We start from the raw sequence: 20572 nt of genomic DNA on the forward strand, positions 1-20572 counted from the left end.
CCTACACGGCAGTGAACCTGGAGGTTTAGTAACATCAATAACAATTAGATTTCTAAACTGCCTACACGGCAGTGAACGTGATTTTGCAGTGCTAACGGGTGATTGTTCGGTTTCTAAACTGCCTACACGGCAGTGAACGTTCTTATAAACTTATCTTTTACTCACCCATATTTCTAAACTGCCTACACGGCAGTGAACGCTAATGTGAATGGCAATTTCTTTACCGGGTGTTTCTAAACTGCCTACACGGCAGTGAACCTGGAGGTTTAGTAACATCAATAACAATTAGATTTCTAAACTGCCTACACGGCAGTGAACTTTTCAATGTGTACTTTTAATCTAAAATTCACTTTCTAAACTGCCTACACGGCAGTGAACGTAATATCGGACTCCACGGGTTCGGTGGTTGTTTTCTAAACTGCCTACACGGCAGTGAACATACTCAATACCTCGGCGACATAGTGAAGGTTTTTCTAAACTGCCTACACGGCAGTGAACTATACATGTAATAAAGAATTTTATGAAGCTGATTTCTAAACTGCCTACACGGCAGTGAACCAACCCAGTTGACATTATCAGGGTCTTTTATTTTTCTAAACTGCCTACACGGCAGTGAACCGTATGTTGCGTTGATAAATTCTCCTGTTCTATTTCTAAACTGCCTACACGGCAGTGAACCTAATGCACGTTACGGTATGGGTAATCGTATTTTTCTAAACTGCCTACACGGCAGTGAACTTGATTCGATAATGAAAGCCCGAACGAGTGCATTTCTAAACTGCCTACACGGCAGTGAACACTATAACGCAACTGGCGCTAAAAGATTACACTTTCTAAACTGCCTACACGGCAGTGAACTCATCAACGCAACATACGAATATGTTGTCGAATTTCTAAACTGCCTACACGGCAGTGAACGAAGTACTACCGATCTTTACAATGACTTAAGATTTCTAAACTGCCTACACGGCAGTGAACTAGAAGCTAATATACTATCAATATAGTATGTAAAAAGGCAAATAGGTATTTAGGTTTTAAAAACCCTTTTTTTAGAGATAAATTTAATTTATTGATTTTATTGACTTTTAAAATATAGCTAAAAAAAGGGTTTTGTTTTTAGATTTTGTTGCTTTGTTATTTTTTAAGATTTCCCAACCTTAAAGTTCAAAATACCCATTGGCTGAGTTTTTAATAAACACCCCAGATGGAAAAATAACAACAAATCAGCTATGCTATAACACCTATAACAGGTAGCTATAAAATGACTAATATGAAAGTAAAAATCAGTTACTTTCTAATTAGGCAGCACCTATTTTTTATTTAGGAATTTTGAAAAATATGACATCTAGTAACGCTAAATCAATTACCGAAACGCAACAACGCGATCAACTACAACGACAAATTTGGAAAATTGCCGACGAAGTCCGTGGAGCTGTCGATGGTTGGGATTTTAAACAATATGTACTTGGTTCTCTGTTTTATCGCTTTATTAGTGAGAATTTTGCCAATTATATTGAAGGTGGCGATGAGAGTATCGATTACAGCACATTATCCGACGATGTCATTATCGATGAAATAAAAAAAGACGCAATAAAAACCAAAGGCTATTTTATTTATCCTAGCCAATTATTTTGTAAAATTGTAGCTGAAGCTAATACCAATCCAAGTTTAAATACTGACTTGGCAAATATTTTTAATGCGATTGAAAGCTCAGCCAATGGTTACCCTTCAGAAAGCGATATTAAAGGATTATTTGCCGATTTTGATACTACCAGTAACCGATTAGGTAATACAGTTGCCGATAAAAACAAACGGTTAGCGGCAGTACTTAATGGTGTGGCCGAACTGGATTTTGGTGATTTTGCAGACAATCAAATCGATCTGTTTGGCGATGCTTATGAGTATTTGATTTCTAATTATGCCTCGAATGCTGGTAAATCAGGAGGCGAGTTTTTTACGCCACCGAATGTGTCCAAGCTGATCTCGCAATTAGCCTTACATAATCAAAAAAAGGTCAATAAAATCTATGATCCAGCGGCAGGATCAGGCTCTTTATTGTTACAAGCGAAAAAACAGTTTGACGAACATATTATTGAGGATGGGTTCTTCGGTCAAGAAATCAATCATACTACCTATAACCTTGCTCGAATGAATATGTTTTTACACAATATCAACTATGATAAATTTGAAATTGCTTTAGGGGACACGCTACTTAATCCAAAATTTGGCGACGAAAAGCCATTTGATGCAATCGTTTCTAATCCACCTTATTCAATTAAATGGATTGGTAGTGATGATCCAACCTTAATCAATGATGACCGCTATGCACCTGCTGGCGTGCTAGCACCAAAATCCAAAGCCGATTTTGCCTTTATTATGCATGCACTAAGTTACCTGTCCGAGTGTGGGCGAGCTGCAATTGTTACCTTTCCGGGGATATTTTATCGAGGTGGTGCGGAACAAAAAATTCGCAAATATTTGGTGGATAATGATTTTGTCGAGACTGTAATCTCGCTTGCACCCAACTTATTTTATGGTACCTCGATTGCGGTTAATATTTTGGTGCTGGCCAAAAATAAAACCATCAAAACGACACAATTTATTGATGCTAGCAAACTGTTTAAAAAAGAGACCAATAATAATGTCCTCACTGATGAATATATTCAAGAAATTATGCAAGTATTTGATAGCAAGCAAGATATCGAATATTTTGCTAAATCGGTCGATAATCAAACCATTGCGCAAAATGACTATAATCTATCCGTCAGTTCGTATGTTGAAGCCGAAGATACCCGTGAAGTGATTGATATCACCCAGCTTAATGCCGAAATAAAAGATACCGTAGCAAAAATTGAAAGCTTACGATCCCAAATTGACGCAATTGTGGCGGAGATTGAGGGATGATTAAACGTAATAATATAACTGAGTTATTAAAAGGTGTTGAGGTTGAGTGGAAGACGCTGGGGGAAGTTACTACTATACTAACAGCACAATCAAAAGTAAAAAAAGATAGATACAGCAAATCAGGAAAAATTCCTATTATTGACCAAGGTGAACAATTTATTGCTGGTTATAGTAATGAGAATATTCAACCTATTGAATCGGGAGAATATATCATTTTTGGTGATCATTCAGAACACATAAAATATGTCGATTTTTCTTTCATTCAAGGTGCTGATGGAATAAAAATTCTTAAAACTAAAAATGATAATACAAAATATATTTATTATGCATTTAAGAATTTTTATCATAAAGAGCTTTCATATAAAAGACATTGGTCTAATGCAAAAGAAACGTCTATTCCTATTCCTCCGCTTCACGTTCAAACCGAAATAGCCCGTATTTTAGACACATTCACAGCTCTCACAGCAGAGCTCACAGCAGAGCTTACTACACGAAAAAAACAATACAACTATTATCGAGATAAATTGTTGACCTTTCAAGAGGATGAGGTTGAGTGGAAGAATTTGGGAGAGATTGCGAAAATTAAAAATGGTAAAGATTGGAAAAAATTAGGTGATGGCGATATTCCTGTTTATGGTACGGGAGGAGTTATGGGCTATGTTAATACACATGCATATAATAAACCGACAGTACTAATTCCACGTAAAGGTTCAATCACAAATATTTTTTATCTTGAATCACCATTTTGGAATGTTGATACAATCTACTACACAGAAATAGATGAAGAAGAAATCATCCCTAAATTTTTTTATTATTATATGAAAACAATAGATCTAACCAAGTTAGATACAGGATCAGGTAGACCAAGTTTAACTAAAGCTATTTTAGATAATATCAATATCCCCATCCCCCCACTCAAGGAACAAGCACGTATTGTTGAAATCCTAGATAAATTTGATGTGCTCACCAACTCAATCACGGAGGGTTTACCGCGTGAGATTGAATTACGCCAAAAACAGTACGAGTACTATCGGAATTTATTACTTAACTTTTCCGTGGAGACACAATGACAAAAGATTTAACGACTTCTACGATTAGCCGGCAAAATATTTTAAATAATAACTTAGCACTGGAAAAAATAGAATCAACGCTTGCACTAGGTGGGATTTGTTGGTGCGATAAAACTTTTTTTACAAAAACACAAGTAGCGCAAATTTTAACTATTGATGAACGAACAATCGACAGATATATAGAAAGCCATAAAGATGAGCTTATAAAAAATGGCTATAAAATAATAAAAGGTAAAGAATTAAAATCATTCAAGGAGTATGTCGACGACATGAATGTCGTCGACATATCAAGAGCCCCGTCCTTAGGTATATTTTCATTTAGAACTGTCCTTAATATCGCTATGTTAGTAACAGAAAGCGAAAAAGCAAAATTAATTAGAAGTAAAATCCTTGATATTGTCCTTGACGTTATGGTTCAAAAATCAGGTGGACATACTAAATACATTAATCAACGCGATGAAGACTATTTGCCATCAGCTTACAAAGAGTATAACTATCGAAAAGAGTTTACAGAGGCTTTAAACCTCTATTTAGATGCTAATAAATGGAAATATGCTAAATACACAAATAGAATATACGAAATTGTTTTTTTAGAAAATGCAGCTGAATATAAAAAGATTTTAACCTTAACAGAAAAAGACTGTGTAAGGCAAACTATGTATGCTGAAGTACTTAATGCTATTGCGAGTTTCGAGCATGGACTAGCGATAGAAATGAAGCAGGCATCAGAAAAGCTTGAGCGAAAATTAACAACCGATGAAATGGATAAATTAATCGAAAGTGCGTCACAAAACCCTTATTTAGTGCCACATATACATGATGCTAGAGCTAAAATGGCTAGTCGCGATTTATGTTTTCGAGATGCTTTGCACAATAAACTAGAAGCCTATATTCAATCCGTACCACAAAGCGACTTTGATAAGTTTTTGGGAGAAACAAGTAAATCTCTAGAAGAGCGATTATCCGATCCTGAAACTTTAGCCGTTTTCAAAAGGTTAAAAGATAGATGAAACCATCCATATTTTATTTTGATATAAAACATGCTATTAAATTACACGATTGGATCATAGATAACAGTGGTGGAATGCCTGGACAACGTGAAATAGGATTACTTGATAGTGCGTTAGAGCATATTCAAAATGATGATTATTACCCTTCATTTGAAGAAAAACTCAAACATTTAATTTATGCTGTTAATAAATTTCACCCATTTAATGATGGTAACAAGCGCTCTAGTTTAGCTTTAGCTGCCTATTTTTTAGAATTAAACAATTATCAATACTGCGTTAAAAAATTTATTCAAGAAATGGAAGAAATTGTTGTATGGTTAGCTGAAGGAAAAATAAACGATAATTTACTACTTGAAATAATCGATTCTATTATTAATGAGAATGAATTTAGTGAATCTTTAAAACTTAACATAATTGAAACATTATGGATGAATAACTATGATAATTAGAACAACCCCCATCGCCGAAACCAATAGCTATATTATTTTAGATAACTACAACAAACTTGAAGAATCAGCGGCTGTTTATCAGACTGAAACTGATTTAGAAAATGAATTTATTCATGATTTAGCTCGACAAGGCTATGAATACTTACCAAATTTAAATACGCATGAAAAGTTATTAGCAAATATTCGCGAGCAGTTGCAAACACTAAACAAAATGCAATTTACGGATGATGAATGGCAACGTTTTGTATTAGAGTATTTGGATAAACCCAATGAATCAATGATCGATAAAAGTCGCAAAATCCACCACGATCATATTTACGATTTTGTTTTTGATGACGGCCATATTCAAAATATCAAGTTGTTAGATAAAAAAGAGGTCACTAATAATAAATTACAAGTTATTCGTCAATTTCAGCAAACTGGCAATTATGCAAATCGTTATGATGTGACTATTTTAGTTAATGGCTTGCCGCTTGTTCAAGTTGAACTAAAAAAACGTGGTATTGCTATTCGTGAAGCCTTTAATCAAGTGCATCGCTATAGTAAAGAGAGCTTTAATCAAGACAATTCACTATTTAAATATTTACAACTGTTTGTTATATCAAATGGTACCGATACGCGCTATTTTGCTAACACGACTAAACGTGACAAAAATAGCTTTGATTTTACAATGAATTGGGCGAATGTTAAAAACGAGCCGATAAAAGATCTAAAAGACTTTACCGCAACCTTTTTTGCTAGCCGAACGCTGTTAAATGTGTTATTGACTTATTCGGTGCTTGATGTGAATGACACATTGTTAATTATGCGCCCTTACCAAATCGCCGCCACCGAGCGCATATTATGGAAAATCATTAGCGCTTATCATGCCAAAAAGTGGAGTAGCTTACAAAGTGGTGGTTTTATTTGGCACACAACAGGTTCTGGTAAGACACTAACCAGTTTCAAAACGGCACGCCTTGCAACCGAACTAGAATTTATTGATAAAGTTTTTTTTGTGGTGGATCGTAAAGATCTGGATTATCAAACCATGAAAGAGTATCAAAAATTTTCGAAAGATAGTGTGAATGGTTCAAATAGTACCGCAGGGCTTAAGCGCAATATTGAGAAAACCGATAATAAAATTATTGTTACTACCATTCAAAAACTTAATAACTTGATCAAAAGCGACGATAACTTAGCGATCTATGATAAACACGTTGTATTTATTTTTGACGAAGCACACCGCTCCCAGTTTGGCGAAGCTCAAAAAAACTTAAAGCGTAAATTTAAAAAATATTACCAATTTGGTTTTACTGGTACGCCGATTATGCATACTAACGCAATCGGAACGCAAACTACAGCGGATGTTTTTGGTCGTGAACTGCACGCTTATGTATTAACCGATGCAATTCGTGACGAAAAGGTACTAAAATTTAAAGTTGACTATAATGATGTGCGTCCTAATTTTAAATCGATAGAGCAAGAACAAAATCTTGAAAAACTCAGCGCTGCTGAAAATAAAAAAGCATTGCTCCACCCAAACCGTATTGAGCAAATCACACAATATATTCTGAATAATTTTAAACAAAAAACCCACCGATTAATGGGCAAAAGTAAAGGGTTCAATGCCATGTTTGCAGTGAGTAGTGTAGATGCGGCTAAACTCTATTATGAATCATTCAAAAAACTACAAGAAGGTGCAAATCAGCCGTTAAAAATAGCCACGATATTTTCTTATTCTGCTAATGAAGAACAAGATGCACAAGGTAATTTTGCCGATGAAAGTTTTGAAATAGATGCCTTAAATCAAAGTGCTAAAGAGTTTTTGGCTTCTGCGATATCAGATTATAATCAGATGTTTAAAACTAACTTTGATGTCAGTAGCGATCAATTTCAAAACTATTATCGCGATTTGTCTTTAAAAGTAAAAAATAAAGAAATTGATTTATTAATTGTGGTTGGTATGTTTTTAACTGGCTTTGATGCGCCAACGCTTAATACTTTATTTGTTGATAAAAATTTACGGTATCATGGGTTAATTCAAGCCTTTTCACGCACCAATCGTATTTATAATGCCACCAAAACCTTTGGTAATATTGTGGCGTTTCGTGATTTAGAACAAGCGACCATTGATGCAATAAAAACATTTGGTAAAAGTAATACTCATGAAGTAGTGTTAGAAAAAAGCTTTAAGGAATACATGGAAGGGTTTACTGATAAAGATTCAGGTAATTTCCACAATGGCTATCTAGCCATCGTTGCCGAGTTACAAGAAAAGTTCCCACGCCCTGATGAAATTATCAAAGAAAAAGATAAAAAAGAGTTTGTTAAATTATTTGGTGAGTACTTACGTGCTGACAATATATTACAAAATTATGATGAATTTGTTGCATTAAAGGATTTCCAACAATTAGATATGACAGATGCGCAGGCAGTTTTAGCGTTTAAAAATAAGCATTATGTGACTGATGAAGATCTGCAAAAAATGCAAGCCGTTAAACTACCGACTGACCGCACAATTCAAAATTATCGTTCAACTTATAATGATATTCGTGATTGGCTACGCCGAGAAAAAGAAGCCAATCAACAAGATCAGCAAAGATTTGACTGGGATGATGTGGTTTTCGAAATTGATCTATTAAAATCGCAAGAGATCAATCTGGATTATATTCTTGAGTTAATTTATGAACAAAATAAACAAGAAAAAACCAAACAGGACATTGTCGAAGATGCTAAGCGATTAATTCGATCAAGCTTAGAAAATCGAGCTAAAGAAGAGCTAGTTGTTGAGTTTATAAAACAAACTGATCTTGATACTATTCCAGATAAAGCCTCGATTATTGATGCGTTTTTCTTGTATGCACAGCAAGAGTTACAGGTAGAGCTTAATTCCTTAATTGAAGATGAAAATTTAAATGAAGCGGCAACAAAACGCTATATTGCATCATCATTAAAGCGAAAATATGCAACCGAAAACGGCACAGAGTTGAACGAGATTTTACCAAAAATGAGCCCACTGAATCCTCAATATTTAATTAAAAAGAACCGAGTCTTTGAAAAGATCGCCGCATTGGTTGAAAAGTTTAAGGGTGTTGGTGGTGAAATTTAATTGTTAACAGTTAAATTTGCTAATAATTAAAGGAAGATGAATGATCGATTTCTTATTCATCTTCCTAATAATTCATCATTCAAACTTACTTTGAGTGATTTTGTATACAAAATCTTGCATTTTCGTAATGATAAATGATTTTTGAAAAATCAAAAGGTTCACCTGACGAGGTATAAAATATTTCTTCAACACAAAGTGCAGGTTCGCCAGGTTGCAATCCTAAACATGGCGCCATTTTTTCATCAAGTTTTATTACCTGTAAATATTTATCAGAAAAACCAATATTAATATTATAATTTTCCTGAATGTAATTAAAAATTGAGTTTTCTACAATTTCTTTATTTAAATAACAAATTAACTTTTTACGGTAATATGACTGTTCTAAGCCATATAATTTATCTTCAACATAGCGCAATCTTTTAACAAAATAGACTTCTTCGTTATCATCACATTGTAGATTTTCTTTAACTTTTGCACTGGGCTTGATGATATCAACATTAAGTACTGTCGAAGAACCATAAACATCTTCTAGATCGACAGTAAAACCATGACTTTGCAAAAAATTGAGATAGCCTCTTTTTTTACGTTCACGAACAAAAATACCACTACCTTGCACTTGATAAATAACGCCCTGCCGCTCAAGACAATTAAGCGCTTTAACAATTGTACTACGACTGACCTGATATTGATTAATTAACCCGTCAATATTAGCAAGCTGAGTGCCTTTGGATAGTTTTTTTTGATAAATCATCTGTTTGATTTTTTTTGCAACTTCTTGATATTTAATCATTTGCTTATGTTATTAATTTAATCAATAATTGAAGTAGTATTTTATACAGCTTATTTTTAGTTTTAAATTAAATAATATAAAAACTCGATCTAGATCACAAACAATATAATTGTTAATTAACAATTTTGAAATTGTCTATAAAATAATCTTACTGAATTGCTTTTAAGGAGTTTATGGATGTCATCAAAAATTAGAGATTATAACAAGTTAGCTGTTGATATTTTAAATGAGCTAGGTGGTGAGAAAAATATTGTTACCGTTTCTCGCTGTGCAACACGCCTTCGCCTTGTTACCCAACATACACCAGATCATGCAAAAGAAAACATTGCTAAATTGCCAGGTGTGATTACCGTTGTTGAAAAAGGCGGTCAAATCCAAGTGGTTATTGGTACGAATGTTGATAAAGTCTATAACGCTTTTACTCAGCTAGTTAATACTGATAACAAAATTGAAGCAGGAAATGATAGCAACATATTAAATCGCATCATTGCGACAATGTCGGCTGTATTTGCCCCGTTTGTCTATATTTTAGCCGCATCAGGAATTTTGCAAGGTATCTTGATTTTACTTAAATTAGCTTGCCCAGAGCTAGAAAAAACGGGAACTTTTGAGGTATTCAATTTCATCTCTTGGGCACCTTTTTTCTTTTTACCTATCTTTATTGCCATTACAGCTTCTCAGCATTTTCGTTGTAACTTATATATCGCTGTTGCTTGTTGTGCTGCACTGTTATCACCGACATGGACAGAGTTTGCAAAACTAATTAGTGAAGGACAAGAAATTGATCTATTTGGTATTGCGCTATCACAAACCACTTATGCTTCAACCGTTTTACCACCACTCTTTTTAGTTTGGTTACTTTCTTATTTAGAACGATTTTTAGAGCCTAGACTGCATAGCATTATAAAACCCGTTTTATTGCCATTATTTAGTCTTGTCATTATGGTACCTTTAACATTACTTGTTGTTGGTCCATTAACCGCAAATGGTGCACAATACATTGCCAACGGCTATAATTGGTTTGTCAGTCTAGCACCTTCAATAGCTGGTGGGATTATTGGAGCCGTTTGGCAAGTCTTTGTTATTTTTGGTGTACATTGGGGGATCACACCTGTTATCGTCGAAAACTTTAAGCAGTATGGTCAAGATTCTTTCCAAGCTTTCCAAACCATTGCCGTTATTGGTCAAGTCGGTGCAGCATTAGGTTTTTATTTAAAAACCAAAACCCAAGAGATGAAAGGTATTTCATTATCTGCTTTTATCACTGGCTTATTTGGTATAACCGAACCTGCTATTTATGGTGTTAACTTACGCTTTAAAAAACCATTTATTTATGGTTGTATTTCTGCATCTTGTGGCGGTATTGTGGCAGGATTTTTTGCTCCTCACTATGTTGCTTACGCTGGTTTACCAGGTCCACTAACTATCGTTAATGCAATTAGCCCAAATAATCCTGGTTCATTTATTGGTGTCTTGATTGGTGCACTTATTGCTCTTTTAGGACCAGTAGTTTTGATCCAAATTTTGGGAACTGGCGAAACCATACAAGATACAGTTAATAGTCAAGAAAATATCAATATTGAAGATGATAATCCTAAGATTCTTCTTGATGAAGTTGACATCACAAGCCCGATGACAGGTCATGCTTTACCACTAAGCGAAGTGCCCGATCCTGCTTTTTCACAAAAACTCATGGGAGAAGGGATTGCAATTGAACCTACTGATAATCACGTTTATGCGCCTTTTGATGGCGAGGTAACTGCAGTATTTGAAAATTCTAAACATGCCATTGGGTTAACATTAGATAATGGCGTCGAATTGTTAATTCACGTGGGTATTGATACAGTTAATTTAACTAACAATGAGTTTGAATATCATGTTGAATTACATCAAAAAGTAAAAAAAGGTGATTTGCTAATCAGCTTCAATCCTGAGGCAATTAAGCAAGCAGGTTATCCATTAATTACCCCAATTATTATTGTTAATACCGATCAGTATCAACAAATTTCATTAACCGATAAAACACAAGTAACAGTTGATGATATCATATTTAACATTAAGCAATAACAAGGAATAAAAAATGACTAAAAAACCATTTTTATGGGGCGGTGCTTTAGCCGCTCACCAATTTGAAGGCGGTTGGAATGAAGGCGGTAAAGGCCCAAGTGTTGTTGATGTTATGACCGCAGGTGCTCATGGCGTTGCAAGACAAATCACTCAAGATATCGAAGCGGGTAAATTTTATCCAAACCATACAGCAATTGATTTTTATCATCATTATAAAGAAGATATTAAGCTTTTTGCTGAATTAGGCCTTAAATGTTTACGCACTTCGATTGCTTGGACACGAATTTTTCCAAAAGGTGATGAGCTTGAACCAAATGAAGAAGGTCTACGTTTTTATGATGATGTTTTTGATGAATTAATTGCTAATGGAATTGAGCCTGTCATTACCTTATCGCATTTTGAAATACCTTTACATATTGCTCGCCATTATGGTGGTTTTAGAAACCGTAAAACAGTTGAATTTTTTGAGCGCTTTGCCATTACTTGCTTTGAACGTTATAAACATAAAGTAAAATATTGGATGACGTTTAATGAAATCAATAACCAAATGGATACCAGTAATCCAATCTTCTTTTGGACAAATTCTGGTGTGCAAGTCAAATCAGGCGAAAATCGACAAGAAGTTCTTTACCAAGTTGCTCACTATGAGCTATTGGCCAGTGCGAAAGCAGTGATTGCCGGTAAAAAAATCAATCCTGATTTTCAAATCGGTTGTATGATTTCACATGTGCCAATTTATCCATTTTCATGCAATCCTGAAGATATGATGGCATCAGAAATTGCAATGCACCAAAGATTCTTCTTCCCTGATGTTCATGTTCGTGGCTATTATCCAGCTTATGCCTTAAAAGAGTTTGAGCGAGAAGGCTATAAACTTGATATTACTGACGAAGACTTAGCCTGCTTGAAAAAAGGCACTGTTGATTACATTGGTTTTAGCTATTATATGTCTACTGTTGTGAAAGCTGATGCCAAAAATGATAATCGTGACAACATAGTTAACGGTGCACTACCTAATGCGGTTGAAAATCCTTATATAAAAAGCAGCGATTGGGGTTGGCCAATTGATCCTGAAGGTTTACGTTATACACTTAATCGTCTGTATGATCGATATCAATTACCGCTATTTATTGTCGAAAATGGTTTTGGTGCAATTGATGAACTCGAAAACGGTAATCAAATACACGATAAACCACGTATTGAATACTTAGGTGCCCATATCAAAGCCATGCAAACCGCTATAGATTATGATGGTGTTGATGTAATGGGTTATACTGCTTGGGGAATTATTGATGTTGTATCATTCACTACTGGCGAAATGAAAAAACGTTATGGCGTAATTTATGTTGACCGTGATAATGAAGGTAACGGTAGTATGAAACGCTATAAAAAAGACTCTTTTGAATGGTACAAAAAAGTCATTAGTACTAATGGTGCAAGTTTGAAATAATCATTATTAGCTAGCTATCATTTGTTATGAGGATGTTTGAAGGCTTTGCCTGCATCCTCATTTTTATGGTTAAAAGGGCTAAAACTGAAAAATCAACTGCTTTTCAACTTGCGGATCGATTAACGTTACATGAAAACCAATTAACCGAACGCCACGCCCATTACGCCGTTCTAACCAAACTTTATGCGCTTGCTCAATTAAATCAGCTTTATCCAATTTAGACCACACATGTTCTTGTGTAGTTAGCTGAAAATCGTCAAACTTAAATTTTACGCCTTGCCGAGCAATCGATAAATCAGCACGAACTTTGCTTAACCGTTTTTCCATTTCATCAAATAATGGATCGAACTGCAATAAACACTCTTCCCAACTATGAATATCATCAGTTAAAGTACGCTCTACCCCTACCGATTTACGTTGCCTGTCATTACACACTTCACGATCATCAATACCTTGACATCGCTCATATAGTATTCTTCCAAATTTACCGAATTGGGTAATTAATTTAGTTACATCATAATTAATAATATCATTGCATGTAAATAGTCCCAATTGGGCTAATTTTTTTTCCGTGACCTTACCCACACCTGGGATTTTTTTTAACGGTAACTGCTCTATAAAACTATCAACGTTATCTGGTGTTATTACATATTGGCCATTAGGTTTATTCATATCAGAGGCTATTTTGGCAAGAAACTTAAGTGGAGCAACACCTGCCGATGCAGTTAACTCAAGTTCCTTGTAAATTGCCTGACGGATATCTTGAGCAATTAAAGTCGCTGAACCATAACAAAGTTTGCAATCAGTTACATCAAGGTAAGCTTCGTCGAGTGATAAAGCCTCAATAGATTCAGTATATCGTTTAAATATTTGGTGGATCTGTTTGGAGACTTCTTTATAAACTGCATGCCTACCCGCTATAATTTTAAGGTTAGGACAAAGTTTTATGGCTTGAGCCATTGACATAGCACTGTGTATACCATACTGACGAGCTAAATAATTGGCAGTCGCAACCACGCCACGCTTACGAGGATCCCCCCCTACCGCAATAGGCATATTGCGATAACGGGGATTGTCTCTCATTTCGACGGCGGCATAAAAACAATCCATATCGACATGAATAATTTTTCGCATAGAGGGTTTCACAATACTCAAATATAACTGTATAAATATACAATATTATACCTTAAATATTTGTGTAAACAACCTAAGGGAATTACTTAGTTAATTTATCAAAATCAATTAGACCATTCTTGTCATAAGGATCGCCAATCCAACGAATCGATTCATGAAAATTAGGATTAACAATACTTTTTTCAGGAACATATAAGTTATAACTTAACCCTGCTAAATCAGACCAAGTATGAATCAAATCTTGAGTACTAAATTTTCGATCTACATAAGCTTGATAGTTATTAGGATGCGTTGCCACCCATGTTGGCGATTGCCAAAGCATAAATGGCACAGTATACATAGTTTTAGTTGGTGCCTTCTCGTTTCGCCCTAACACATTATGCGGTGGCGTTTGATAAACATCTTCACCATGATCTGAAAAATATAACATAAAACCATTTTCTTTACTGTTTTTGAAGATATTAAACAGTGTTGTTGTGACATAATCGTTATAACTTATTGCATTATCATAACTATTATATACATTTACTTTATCGTCATCGAGAAGATATGGAATACTTTCCTTATCTTTAAAAAGGTCATACTTACCGTCTTTTGGATAGCGGAACTCGTATTTCATATGCGTACCAAGCAGATGGATAACAATAAATTTCTTTTCAGCGTTGTCAGCTAGCACTTTTTTGAAAGGATCAAATACCGATTCATCATATTGTCTTGAACTTTGATTACGATCGTTATTCATATAAAACTGTTCATCGGCTTGTTTAGAAAACATAGTCAACATAGTATTACGCTTGGTCATGGTCTGCTGGTTAGTGATCCAAAATGTTTTATACCCTGCTTGCTTCATAAGATTTATTAATGAAGGAATTTTAAGGTATAAATCGGGATGCTTCTCATCAGCAAAAGTTAACGCTTGTTGCAAAATTTCGATAGTATAAGGTCTTGATGAAACCACATCGTTAAATACAACAAAATCAGCATTATCTTTTTTAAACTGCTCAATTTGAGGTGTGGTATTTCGCCCATAACCATAAATACTCATCCTATTACGTGTTGTTGATTCACCAATGACTAACACCAACGTCCTAGGCGTATTACCGTTAGCATCTTTTAAATTTTCAACAGGAGGTAAAGTGTCTAAATGATTTAAAATATCTTCCATATTTTTAAGTTGAGATCGATAAGCTAAATAACTATTAATAAGTTGCCATGGCACAGTTGTTTCCATACGCGTTAGTAAATGAGTTCCGGCTTTTTCAATAGATGATTTTTTTATTATCACACTAATAAACACAGGCATTATGGCATAAATAGCTATTAATAGTGATACAATCCATTTAGTAGAAGTTTTAATATAAACAGGTCTGACTTTACTCCAAAGATAAATACCCACTAAACTATAAATAATCAATACTATAACTAATTTAATACTAAAATACTGCTGAACAAATTCGCTTGATTCACTATAATTTGATTCTGCCATAACAAAAAATACACTTTGTGAAAATTCTTGTCGATAAATCACAAAATAACCGACTGAAACCAAAGACAAAAAGCCGATAATAAGACCAAATATAGTCGCAATCTTTCTTGTATAATTAGGAAAAATCAAAACAGGAATAAGCCAAATCAAACTATAGATAATTGAATCGCGAAGTCCAATTGCATTGGAATGCCCCGAAAGAAAAATATATAACTGTAATGCACTAGAAAAATAAGTAAAAAATAAAATATTAAAGATAAGTGCTGACCAGCTAAATTTGTTGGTTGCTTTTATGTTTAGCATAGATATTTAATTTGCTTTGTTATTGATCATAAATTGCAATATATGCTTGGTAGATTAATAAAACCTTAAGCTTTAAATATCTAAATTTAAATATATAAATTATTAAATGCTAACCTCTTACTTTTTGGAGATATTTAAACCCAATATCTTTGCAATGTGATTATTTTCAGATTGGTTTAATTGGTTTGGTAAACCATAAAAAACGCTCTGCCCATTATCCACTACCAAACAACGAGAAAAATAACTAAGCGAATCATTAAGATTGTGTGAGACCATCATTAATGTCAAATCGAGCTCATCGCAAATTTGATCAACTAATGCTAACATCTCAAAGCGTAATGCTTGATCGAGAGCTGAAAATGGCTCATCTAACAATAAAATAGGTCGGCGTTGAATTAAACAACGAGCTAACGCAACACGTTGACTCTGACCACCTGAAAGTTGTTCAGGATAACGATTATTAAAACCAGTTAAACCAACTTTAGCTAACATATCATCTATTGTTTGGCGCTCCGATATATTTAATTTTGAACAAGGATTTATACCTAAACCAATATTTTGTTCAACATTTAAATGATCAAATAAATTATTATGTTGGAATAAAATTGAAACGGGCCGCTTTCCTGGTTGAGTGTGAGTCATATTGTGATGATTAAGTAAAATTTGCCCAGAGTTTGGTGAAATAAACCCAGCAATCAAGCTTAACAATGAGCTTTTACCTGCACCACTTGGCCCAACAATAACCACCTTTTCTTTTGCAGTAATTTTGATATCAAAATGCATTTTAAAATTATCATATTGATAATTAATTTGATTCAGTTCGATCATAATCTATCACAACCAGTAAACTAAAAGATAATATTAGCAATAATGCAGCAGTTACAGCACTTTCATTATAATGATAATACGATATTTGCTCATATAAATAATAAGGTAATGTTGTGACTGACTGTCCACCAAATAACGCAATAATACCAAAATCACCCAATGATAATATTGCTGAAAAGGCAAAACTTTGGATAATTAACTTTTTTAGTGCTTTATATTCAATTAAATAAAAATGCCAAAAACCAGTAATATTAAGTGACTGGCTTAATTGCCAATAGCGTGATGTAACATCATACATTGGTGCAGCAAGATTTTTTAATATAAATGGCAGTGCCATTAAACTATTACAAAGCATTGTCAAAACACAAACAAAGACCGAACTATAAGCGTATGGAAATAACAATAAAAACAGACCTGACGCTAGCACCATGCTTGGAATAATTAAAATCAGCGATCCAATTAACATTAATCGATTACTCCAATTTATTTGCCGATAAATCAATAATCGGCTATTTGTATAAAGTAATAATAAAGATAGTAGCATTGCAATGCTGGCTGATCCAAAAGCAATTAATAACGAAAACATAACTGCACGTTGAAAGGCTACCGAAAAAAATGACCACTGAAAAAAATAAATGCCTTTTATTAATATAGTTATAATGGGTAGCAAAATAAATAATGCACCAATAACAATAATAACAATACTCGACAAAACTAAGCGAAACGAAGCTGGTAAACGATAATGTTTCTTAACATAGCGAGTGTTAAATTTATAGCTATAATTAAACTTTTGCATTAATCCCATAAAAAAAACACAACAAAGCAACTGCAAACACGCTAAAAGCACGGCTTGAATCAAATCAAATTCACGGATAGATTGATAAATAGCAACTTCAAGTGTGGTATATTTAGGCCCTCCTCCAAGTGCCAATACAATAGCAAAGCTAGAAAAACAAAGCATAAAGATGAGCGATGCCATAGGTAGCAATTGTCGACGCAATAGTGGCCATTCCACCAATTTAAAATAAGTAAAACTCGAAAAATTCAATTGAGCAGCTAATTGTTTGTGTTCGACTGGTACACTATTTAAGGTTTGATAAAACAAGCAACAAGCATAAGGGAAATTAAGAAATATATGTGCCAATAAAATACCTTTTAAACCATAAATGGATATCACAAAAGGCAAACCTAAATAATGACAAAACGACGCTAATAAACCATGTTGCCCATAAACAGATAATAACCCCGTTACCACAACCAACGTAGGAAATATAAACGTGATAGGCATAATGCGTAGCAATAGATTTTTACCCCAAAAATTGACTATCGATAGGGCTTTAGCCATCAATATTGCCAATAACACAGATAGCAATGTTGATAACGTTGCTTGAAATATTGTTATCCAAATAACATGTAATAAATAACTATCAAAATAGACAGTTAAATTATTAGACTCAAAAGCAACTAAACAAAGCGCAAATAGTGCTGAACCTAATACAACTAAAATCAAGCTTGCAGCACTAATGCCAGGGATTAACGTTCTTAATTTCAACATTATACTGAATAAAACTATTTACTAATGGTGGATTTCCATTCACGCACCCACCTCTTTTGATTATTTTTAACTTGCTTAGCATCAAACTCGAGTGCTTTATTGACTGGTTTAATTTGCTGAAAAGCTTCAGGCAACGTTATATTAATAATCGGATACATGAAATTTTTTTCAGCAAATTGACGTTGTACATCAGGCGTTAATAAATATTGTAAAAAAGCACGTGCCAATTCGGGATGCTGACTATACTTAGTAATACCCGCAACTTCGACTTGGCGATAATGCCCTTCGTCAAAAATAGCAGCAGCATAACGATGATCATTATCATTCATAATATGTGCAACTGGCGAAGTGCTATAACTAAGCACAAAATCAGCTTCGCCTTTTAAAAATAGGCCATAAGCTTCACCCCAGCCTTTGGTCACTGTCACAGTATTTTTTGCTATTTTCTGCCATGCAGATGCGGCATCATCACCATATATATTTTTCACCCAAAATAATAAACCTAACCCAGGAGTACTGGTTCGTGGGTCTTGATAGATAATTTTCCAGTTGACTTTATTATCTACTAACTCATGCATGCTGTGTGGTGGATTACTGATTTTTTGTTGATCATAAATAAAAGCGAAATAACCAAAATCATAAGGCATAAAATCACTATCCCACCAGTTGGTATTTAAATTATCTGGTTTATTGATTTGATGAGGTATAACTATTTTGGCTTGTTTTGCCTGTTCTAAAAGATTGTTATCTAATCCTAAAATTACATCGGCATTAGTTCTATCACCTTCAAGTCGCATTCGATTTAAAACCGCTACTCCATCGCCTAATGTAACAATCTCAAGTTCACAGTTACATTGTGCTTCAAACCCTTTCTCAATTGCTTTTCCTGGTCCCCATTCTGAAATAAAGGAATTATAACTATAAACAGTTAAGGTTGGTTTTACGTTGGCAGCATTTACAATAAAAGGTATCGAAAATACCAAAGATAATAACAATTTTTTACAAAACATTTTGCCTCCAAAATAGCAAATAAAAGACAAAAGGTTTGAGCAAGTGCAATAACTCAAATCCCTCCGCTGGCATGATCCAGTTCAGGTTCGGCGGGTTATGTTATCCTATCTAACATTCTCAGCCCTTTGGGGCACCCCGTTGAGAACATCAATTAGTTTAGAGGTTAGTATGAAGATTGTAAACATCAGAAGTGATAAAAATTTAATGTAGGAACAACTCACTTTATTTATGAAGCTTTAAAAAATGGCTATAAAGAATATACATGAAAACAAAACTAACGCCTTATCACTGACGAAAGATATGGCGCTTATATTATAAAGAAGATGTAACTATTACCGATTTGGTTAAACGTTTACCTTTATTTGAATTAGTTTATTGAGTAATAAAAAAATTAAGTTGATTAGTTTCATCGAATGCCTCCTCAAGTTCTCTTGTAGCGAACTGATAACTTTGATTTGAATCTCCTGCTTTCGTACATTCTGTTATGATGGCATGTTTCGTGTGAAAAGTTTCAGACGATGTTAACTGTTTGTATAACAATGCCAAATCTTTACCTGTCAGAGTAAAAAGCTTATTCCAATCATTTAACTGCGTTTCAACAAATTCGCGACCTTTCTTACAAGTAATAGCATCTAGCTGAATATTTGGTATAGTATATTTTTTAAGCTCAGAAAATTTAGGATGTTCATTTATAAAATCAACTTTTTCATTAAGCCCTTCTGCTTTTAAAGCTTCAATAAAGCCATCTTCTCGGAATAATTTGATTTTTCGAGATTGAAATTGCCCTTTCCCTCGTAAAGTTACTTCATCTGGATAAGGTTCATCTACTGAATAATCCCAAAAATCTTTTTGACGCTCAATAAAAACATCATTAATAACTTTAACTGGTAGTTCAAGCTCTTGCTGTTCACCTTTAATAATTACTGGAACTGAATTTAAATATTTAGCTATCAACTTATCGTAAGTTTCATCACTCACATTTGAAGTTGTATAGAAAGTTGTTAATAAATAATAATTACTTTGAGTAGGATTAATTAATCCTGAACTATTAGTTGTTGAAGGTTTAGCTATAAAATTTAATGATTGATTACCGTAAGACAGTGTATGCTTACCGTATTCAAATGTATAATTCACACTTGATTTTGCTGGAATGTTTAATTCATTTCCATCAATAATCACTTTTATTTCATTTGGTGTTGGATTATCAATCATACGATCAACAGAGCTAGACGAAGTGGTATCTGAACCAAAACAACCGACCAATGTTACGCTGCAAACTAGCAACAAAGAATATTTTATTTTTTTCATCGCATTAATTTTTTTTGTAAAGTTTTTAAAAGAAACCATATTTTATCATGAATTTGATAAAACAACTATTTTAGCTATCACTTCAATAATTGAATTGAAAAAGTATGGAGTTGATG

Annotated in this window: 14 protein-coding genes, 1 CRISPR repeat array and 1 riboswitch; of the genes, 7 read left to right on the forward strand and 7 right to left on the reverse strand. The window is 34.0% G+C overall.

Annotated elements, in window-relative coordinates; all coding sequences use genetic code 11:
- Positions 1 to 49 precede the first annotated feature (49 nt).
- A CRISPR array of direct repeats spans positions 50 to 978; the repeat unit is 28 nt; unit sequence TTTCTAAACTGCCTACACGGCAGTGAAC.
- Between the two features lie 384 nt (positions 979 to 1362).
- Genes J6569_RS07875 through J6569_RS07895 form a run of 5 tightly spaced genes read left to right on the forward strand, consistent with a single transcriptional unit; the run spans position 1363 to position 8524 of the window.
- On the forward strand, positions 1363 to 2904 hold the full coding sequence (locus J6569_RS07875) for a type I restriction-modification system subunit M (RefSeq protein ID WP_366941251.1): 1542 nt from the start codon (positions 1363 to 1365) through the stop codon (positions 2902 to 2904).
- Positions 2901 to 3974: a restriction endonuclease subunit S gene (locus tag J6569_RS07880; RefSeq protein ID WP_296318188.1), complete on the forward strand. Its 1074-nt coding sequence runs from the start codon at positions 2901 to 2903 to the stop codon at positions 3972 to 3974. The genes J6569_RS07875 and J6569_RS07880 overlap by 4 nt, the downstream gene beginning before the upstream one ends.
- Positions 3971 to 4984 carry a DNA-binding protein gene (locus J6569_RS07885; protein ID WP_296318189.1) on the forward strand — a complete coding sequence of 338 codons (1014 nt, stop codon included), beginning with the start codon at positions 3971 to 3973 and terminating at the stop codon, positions 4982 to 4984. Before J6569_RS07880 ends, J6569_RS07885 begins: the two co-directional genes overlap by 4 nt.
- Positions 4981 to 5433 carry a type II toxin-antitoxin system death-on-curing family toxin gene (locus tag J6569_RS07890; RefSeq protein ID WP_065589930.1) on the forward strand — a complete coding sequence of 151 codons (453 nt, stop codon included), beginning with the start codon at positions 4981 to 4983 and terminating at the stop codon, positions 5431 to 5433. Before J6569_RS07885 ends, J6569_RS07890 begins: the two co-directional genes overlap by 4 nt.
- On the forward strand, positions 5423 to 8524 hold the full coding sequence (locus J6569_RS07895; RefSeq protein WP_296318190.1) for a type I restriction endonuclease subunit R: 3102 nt from the start codon (positions 5423 to 5425) through the stop codon (positions 8522 to 8524). The genes J6569_RS07890 and J6569_RS07895 overlap by 11 nt, the downstream gene beginning before the upstream one ends.
- Before the next feature lie 85 nt (positions 8525 to 8609).
- Here J6569_RS07895 and J6569_RS07900 read toward each other — a convergent pair whose 3' ends face one another.
- Positions 8610 to 9314, reverse strand: coding sequence for a GntR family transcriptional regulator (locus J6569_RS07900; RefSeq protein ID WP_296318191.1), 705 nt, complete (start codon positions 9312 to 9314; stop codon positions 8610 to 8612).
- A gap of 177 nt (positions 9315 to 9491) precedes the next feature.
- Between J6569_RS07900 and J6569_RS07905 the strand changes: the two genes are divergently transcribed.
- The gene (locus J6569_RS07905; protein WP_296318192.1) at positions 9492 to 11381 is read left to right on the forward strand and encodes a beta-glucoside-specific PTS transporter subunit IIABC; all 1890 of its coding nucleotides are present in this window, start codon (positions 9492 to 9494) and stop codon (positions 11379 to 11381) included.
- 13 nt (positions 11382 to 11394) lie between these two features.
- A complete protein-coding gene (locus J6569_RS07910) occupies positions 11395 to 12831 on the forward strand; it encodes a 6-phospho-beta-glucosidase (RefSeq protein ID WP_296318193.1) in 1437 nt (478 codons plus the stop codon).
- A gap of 78 nt (positions 12832 to 12909) precedes the next feature.
- Here J6569_RS07910 and dinB read toward each other — a convergent pair whose 3' ends face one another.
- From dinB to J6569_RS07940, 6 genes are all read right to left on the reverse strand, one after another.
- A complete protein-coding gene (gene dinB, locus J6569_RS07915; RefSeq protein ID WP_065589935.1) occupies positions 12910 to 13965 on the reverse strand; it encodes a DNA polymerase IV in 1056 nt (351 codons plus the stop codon).
- 82 nt (positions 13966 to 14047) lie between these two features.
- Complete coding sequence (cptA, locus tag J6569_RS07920; RefSeq protein WP_296318194.1) at positions 14048 to 15754, reverse strand: phosphoethanolamine transferase CptA; 1707 nt, start codon at positions 15752 to 15754, stop codon at positions 14048 to 14050.
- Between the two features lie 117 nt (positions 15755 to 15871).
- Positions 15872 to 16582, reverse strand: coding sequence for a thiamine ABC transporter ATP-binding protein ThiQ (thiQ, locus tag J6569_RS07925; RefSeq protein ID WP_296318195.1), 711 nt, complete (start codon positions 16580 to 16582; stop codon positions 15872 to 15874).
- Positions 16560 to 18137: a thiamine/thiamine pyrophosphate ABC transporter permease gene (gene thiP, locus J6569_RS07930; RefSeq protein ID WP_296318196.1), complete on the reverse strand. Its 1578-nt coding sequence runs from the start codon at positions 18135 to 18137 to the stop codon at positions 16560 to 16562. Before thiP ends, thiQ begins: the two co-directional genes overlap by 23 nt.
- A 14-nt stretch (positions 18138 to 18151) precedes the next feature.
- On the reverse strand, positions 18152 to 19147 hold the full coding sequence (thiB, locus tag J6569_RS07935) for a thiamine ABC transporter substrate binding subunit (protein ID WP_065589939.1): 996 nt from the start codon (positions 19145 to 19147) through the stop codon (positions 18152 to 18154).
- Positions 19148 to 19187: 40 nt separating this feature from the next.
- Positions 19188 to 19296: riboswitch (TPP riboswitch) on the reverse strand.
- 224 nt (positions 19297 to 19520) lie between these two features.
- Entirely contained in the window at positions 19521 to 20456 is a 936-nt protein-coding gene (locus tag J6569_RS07940; RefSeq protein ID WP_296318197.1) for a hypothetical protein, read from the reverse strand.
- Positions 20457 to 20572 lie beyond the last annotated feature (116 nt).

The organism is Gilliamella sp., from assembly GCF_024104075.1.
GTDB lineage: Bacteria > Pseudomonadota > Gammaproteobacteria > Enterobacterales > Orbaceae > Gilliamella > Gilliamella bombi.

What these genes read in the sequence shown, in the direction of transcription:
- J6569_RS07880 (WP_296318188.1), top strand. Translation starts at nt 2,901, where the DNA reads ATGATTAAACGTAATAATATAACTGAGTTATTAAAAGGTGTTGAGGTT.
- J6569_RS07885 (WP_296318189.1), top strand. Translation starts at nt 3,971, where the DNA reads ATGACAAAAGATTTAACGACTTCTACGATTAGCCGGCAAAATATTTTA.
- J6569_RS07890 (WP_065589930.1), top strand. Translation starts at nt 4,981, where the DNA reads ATGAAACCATCCATATTTTATTTTGATATAAAACATGCTATTAAATTA.
- J6569_RS07895 (WP_296318190.1), top strand. Translation starts at nt 5,423, where the DNA reads ATGATAATTAGAACAACCCCCATCGCCGAAACCAATAGCTATATTATT.
- J6569_RS07900 (WP_296318191.1), bottom strand. Translation starts at nt 9,314, where the DNA reads ATGATTAAATATCAAGAAGTTGCAAAAAAAATCAAACAGATGATTTAT.
- J6569_RS07905 (WP_296318192.1), top strand. Translation starts at nt 9,492, where the DNA reads ATGTCATCAAAAATTAGAGATTATAACAAGTTAGCTGTTGATATTTTA.
- J6569_RS07910 (WP_296318193.1), top strand. Translation starts at nt 11,395, where the DNA reads ATGACTAAAAAACCATTTTTATGGGGCGGTGCTTTAGCCGCTCACCAA.
- dinB (WP_065589935.1), bottom strand. Translation starts at nt 13,965, where the DNA reads ATGCGAAAAATTATTCATGTCGATATGGATTGTTTTTATGCCGCCGTC.
- cptA (WP_296318194.1), bottom strand. Translation starts at nt 15,754, where the DNA reads ATGCTAAACATAAAAGCAACCAACAAATTTAGCTGGTCAGCACTTATC.
- thiQ (WP_296318195.1), bottom strand. Translation starts at nt 16,582, where the DNA reads ATGATCGAACTGAATCAAATTAATTATCAATATGATAATTTTAAAATG.
- thiP (WP_296318196.1), bottom strand. Translation starts at nt 18,137, where the DNA reads ATGTTGAAATTAAGAACGTTAATCCCTGGCATTAGTGCTGCAAGCTTG.
- thiB (WP_065589939.1), bottom strand. Translation starts at nt 19,147, where the DNA reads ATGTTTTGTAAAAAATTGTTATTATCTTTGGTATTTTCGATACCTTTT.
- J6569_RS07940 (WP_296318197.1), bottom strand. Translation starts at nt 20,456, where the DNA reads ATGAAAAAAATAAAATATTCTTTGTTGCTAGTTTGCAGCGTAACATTG.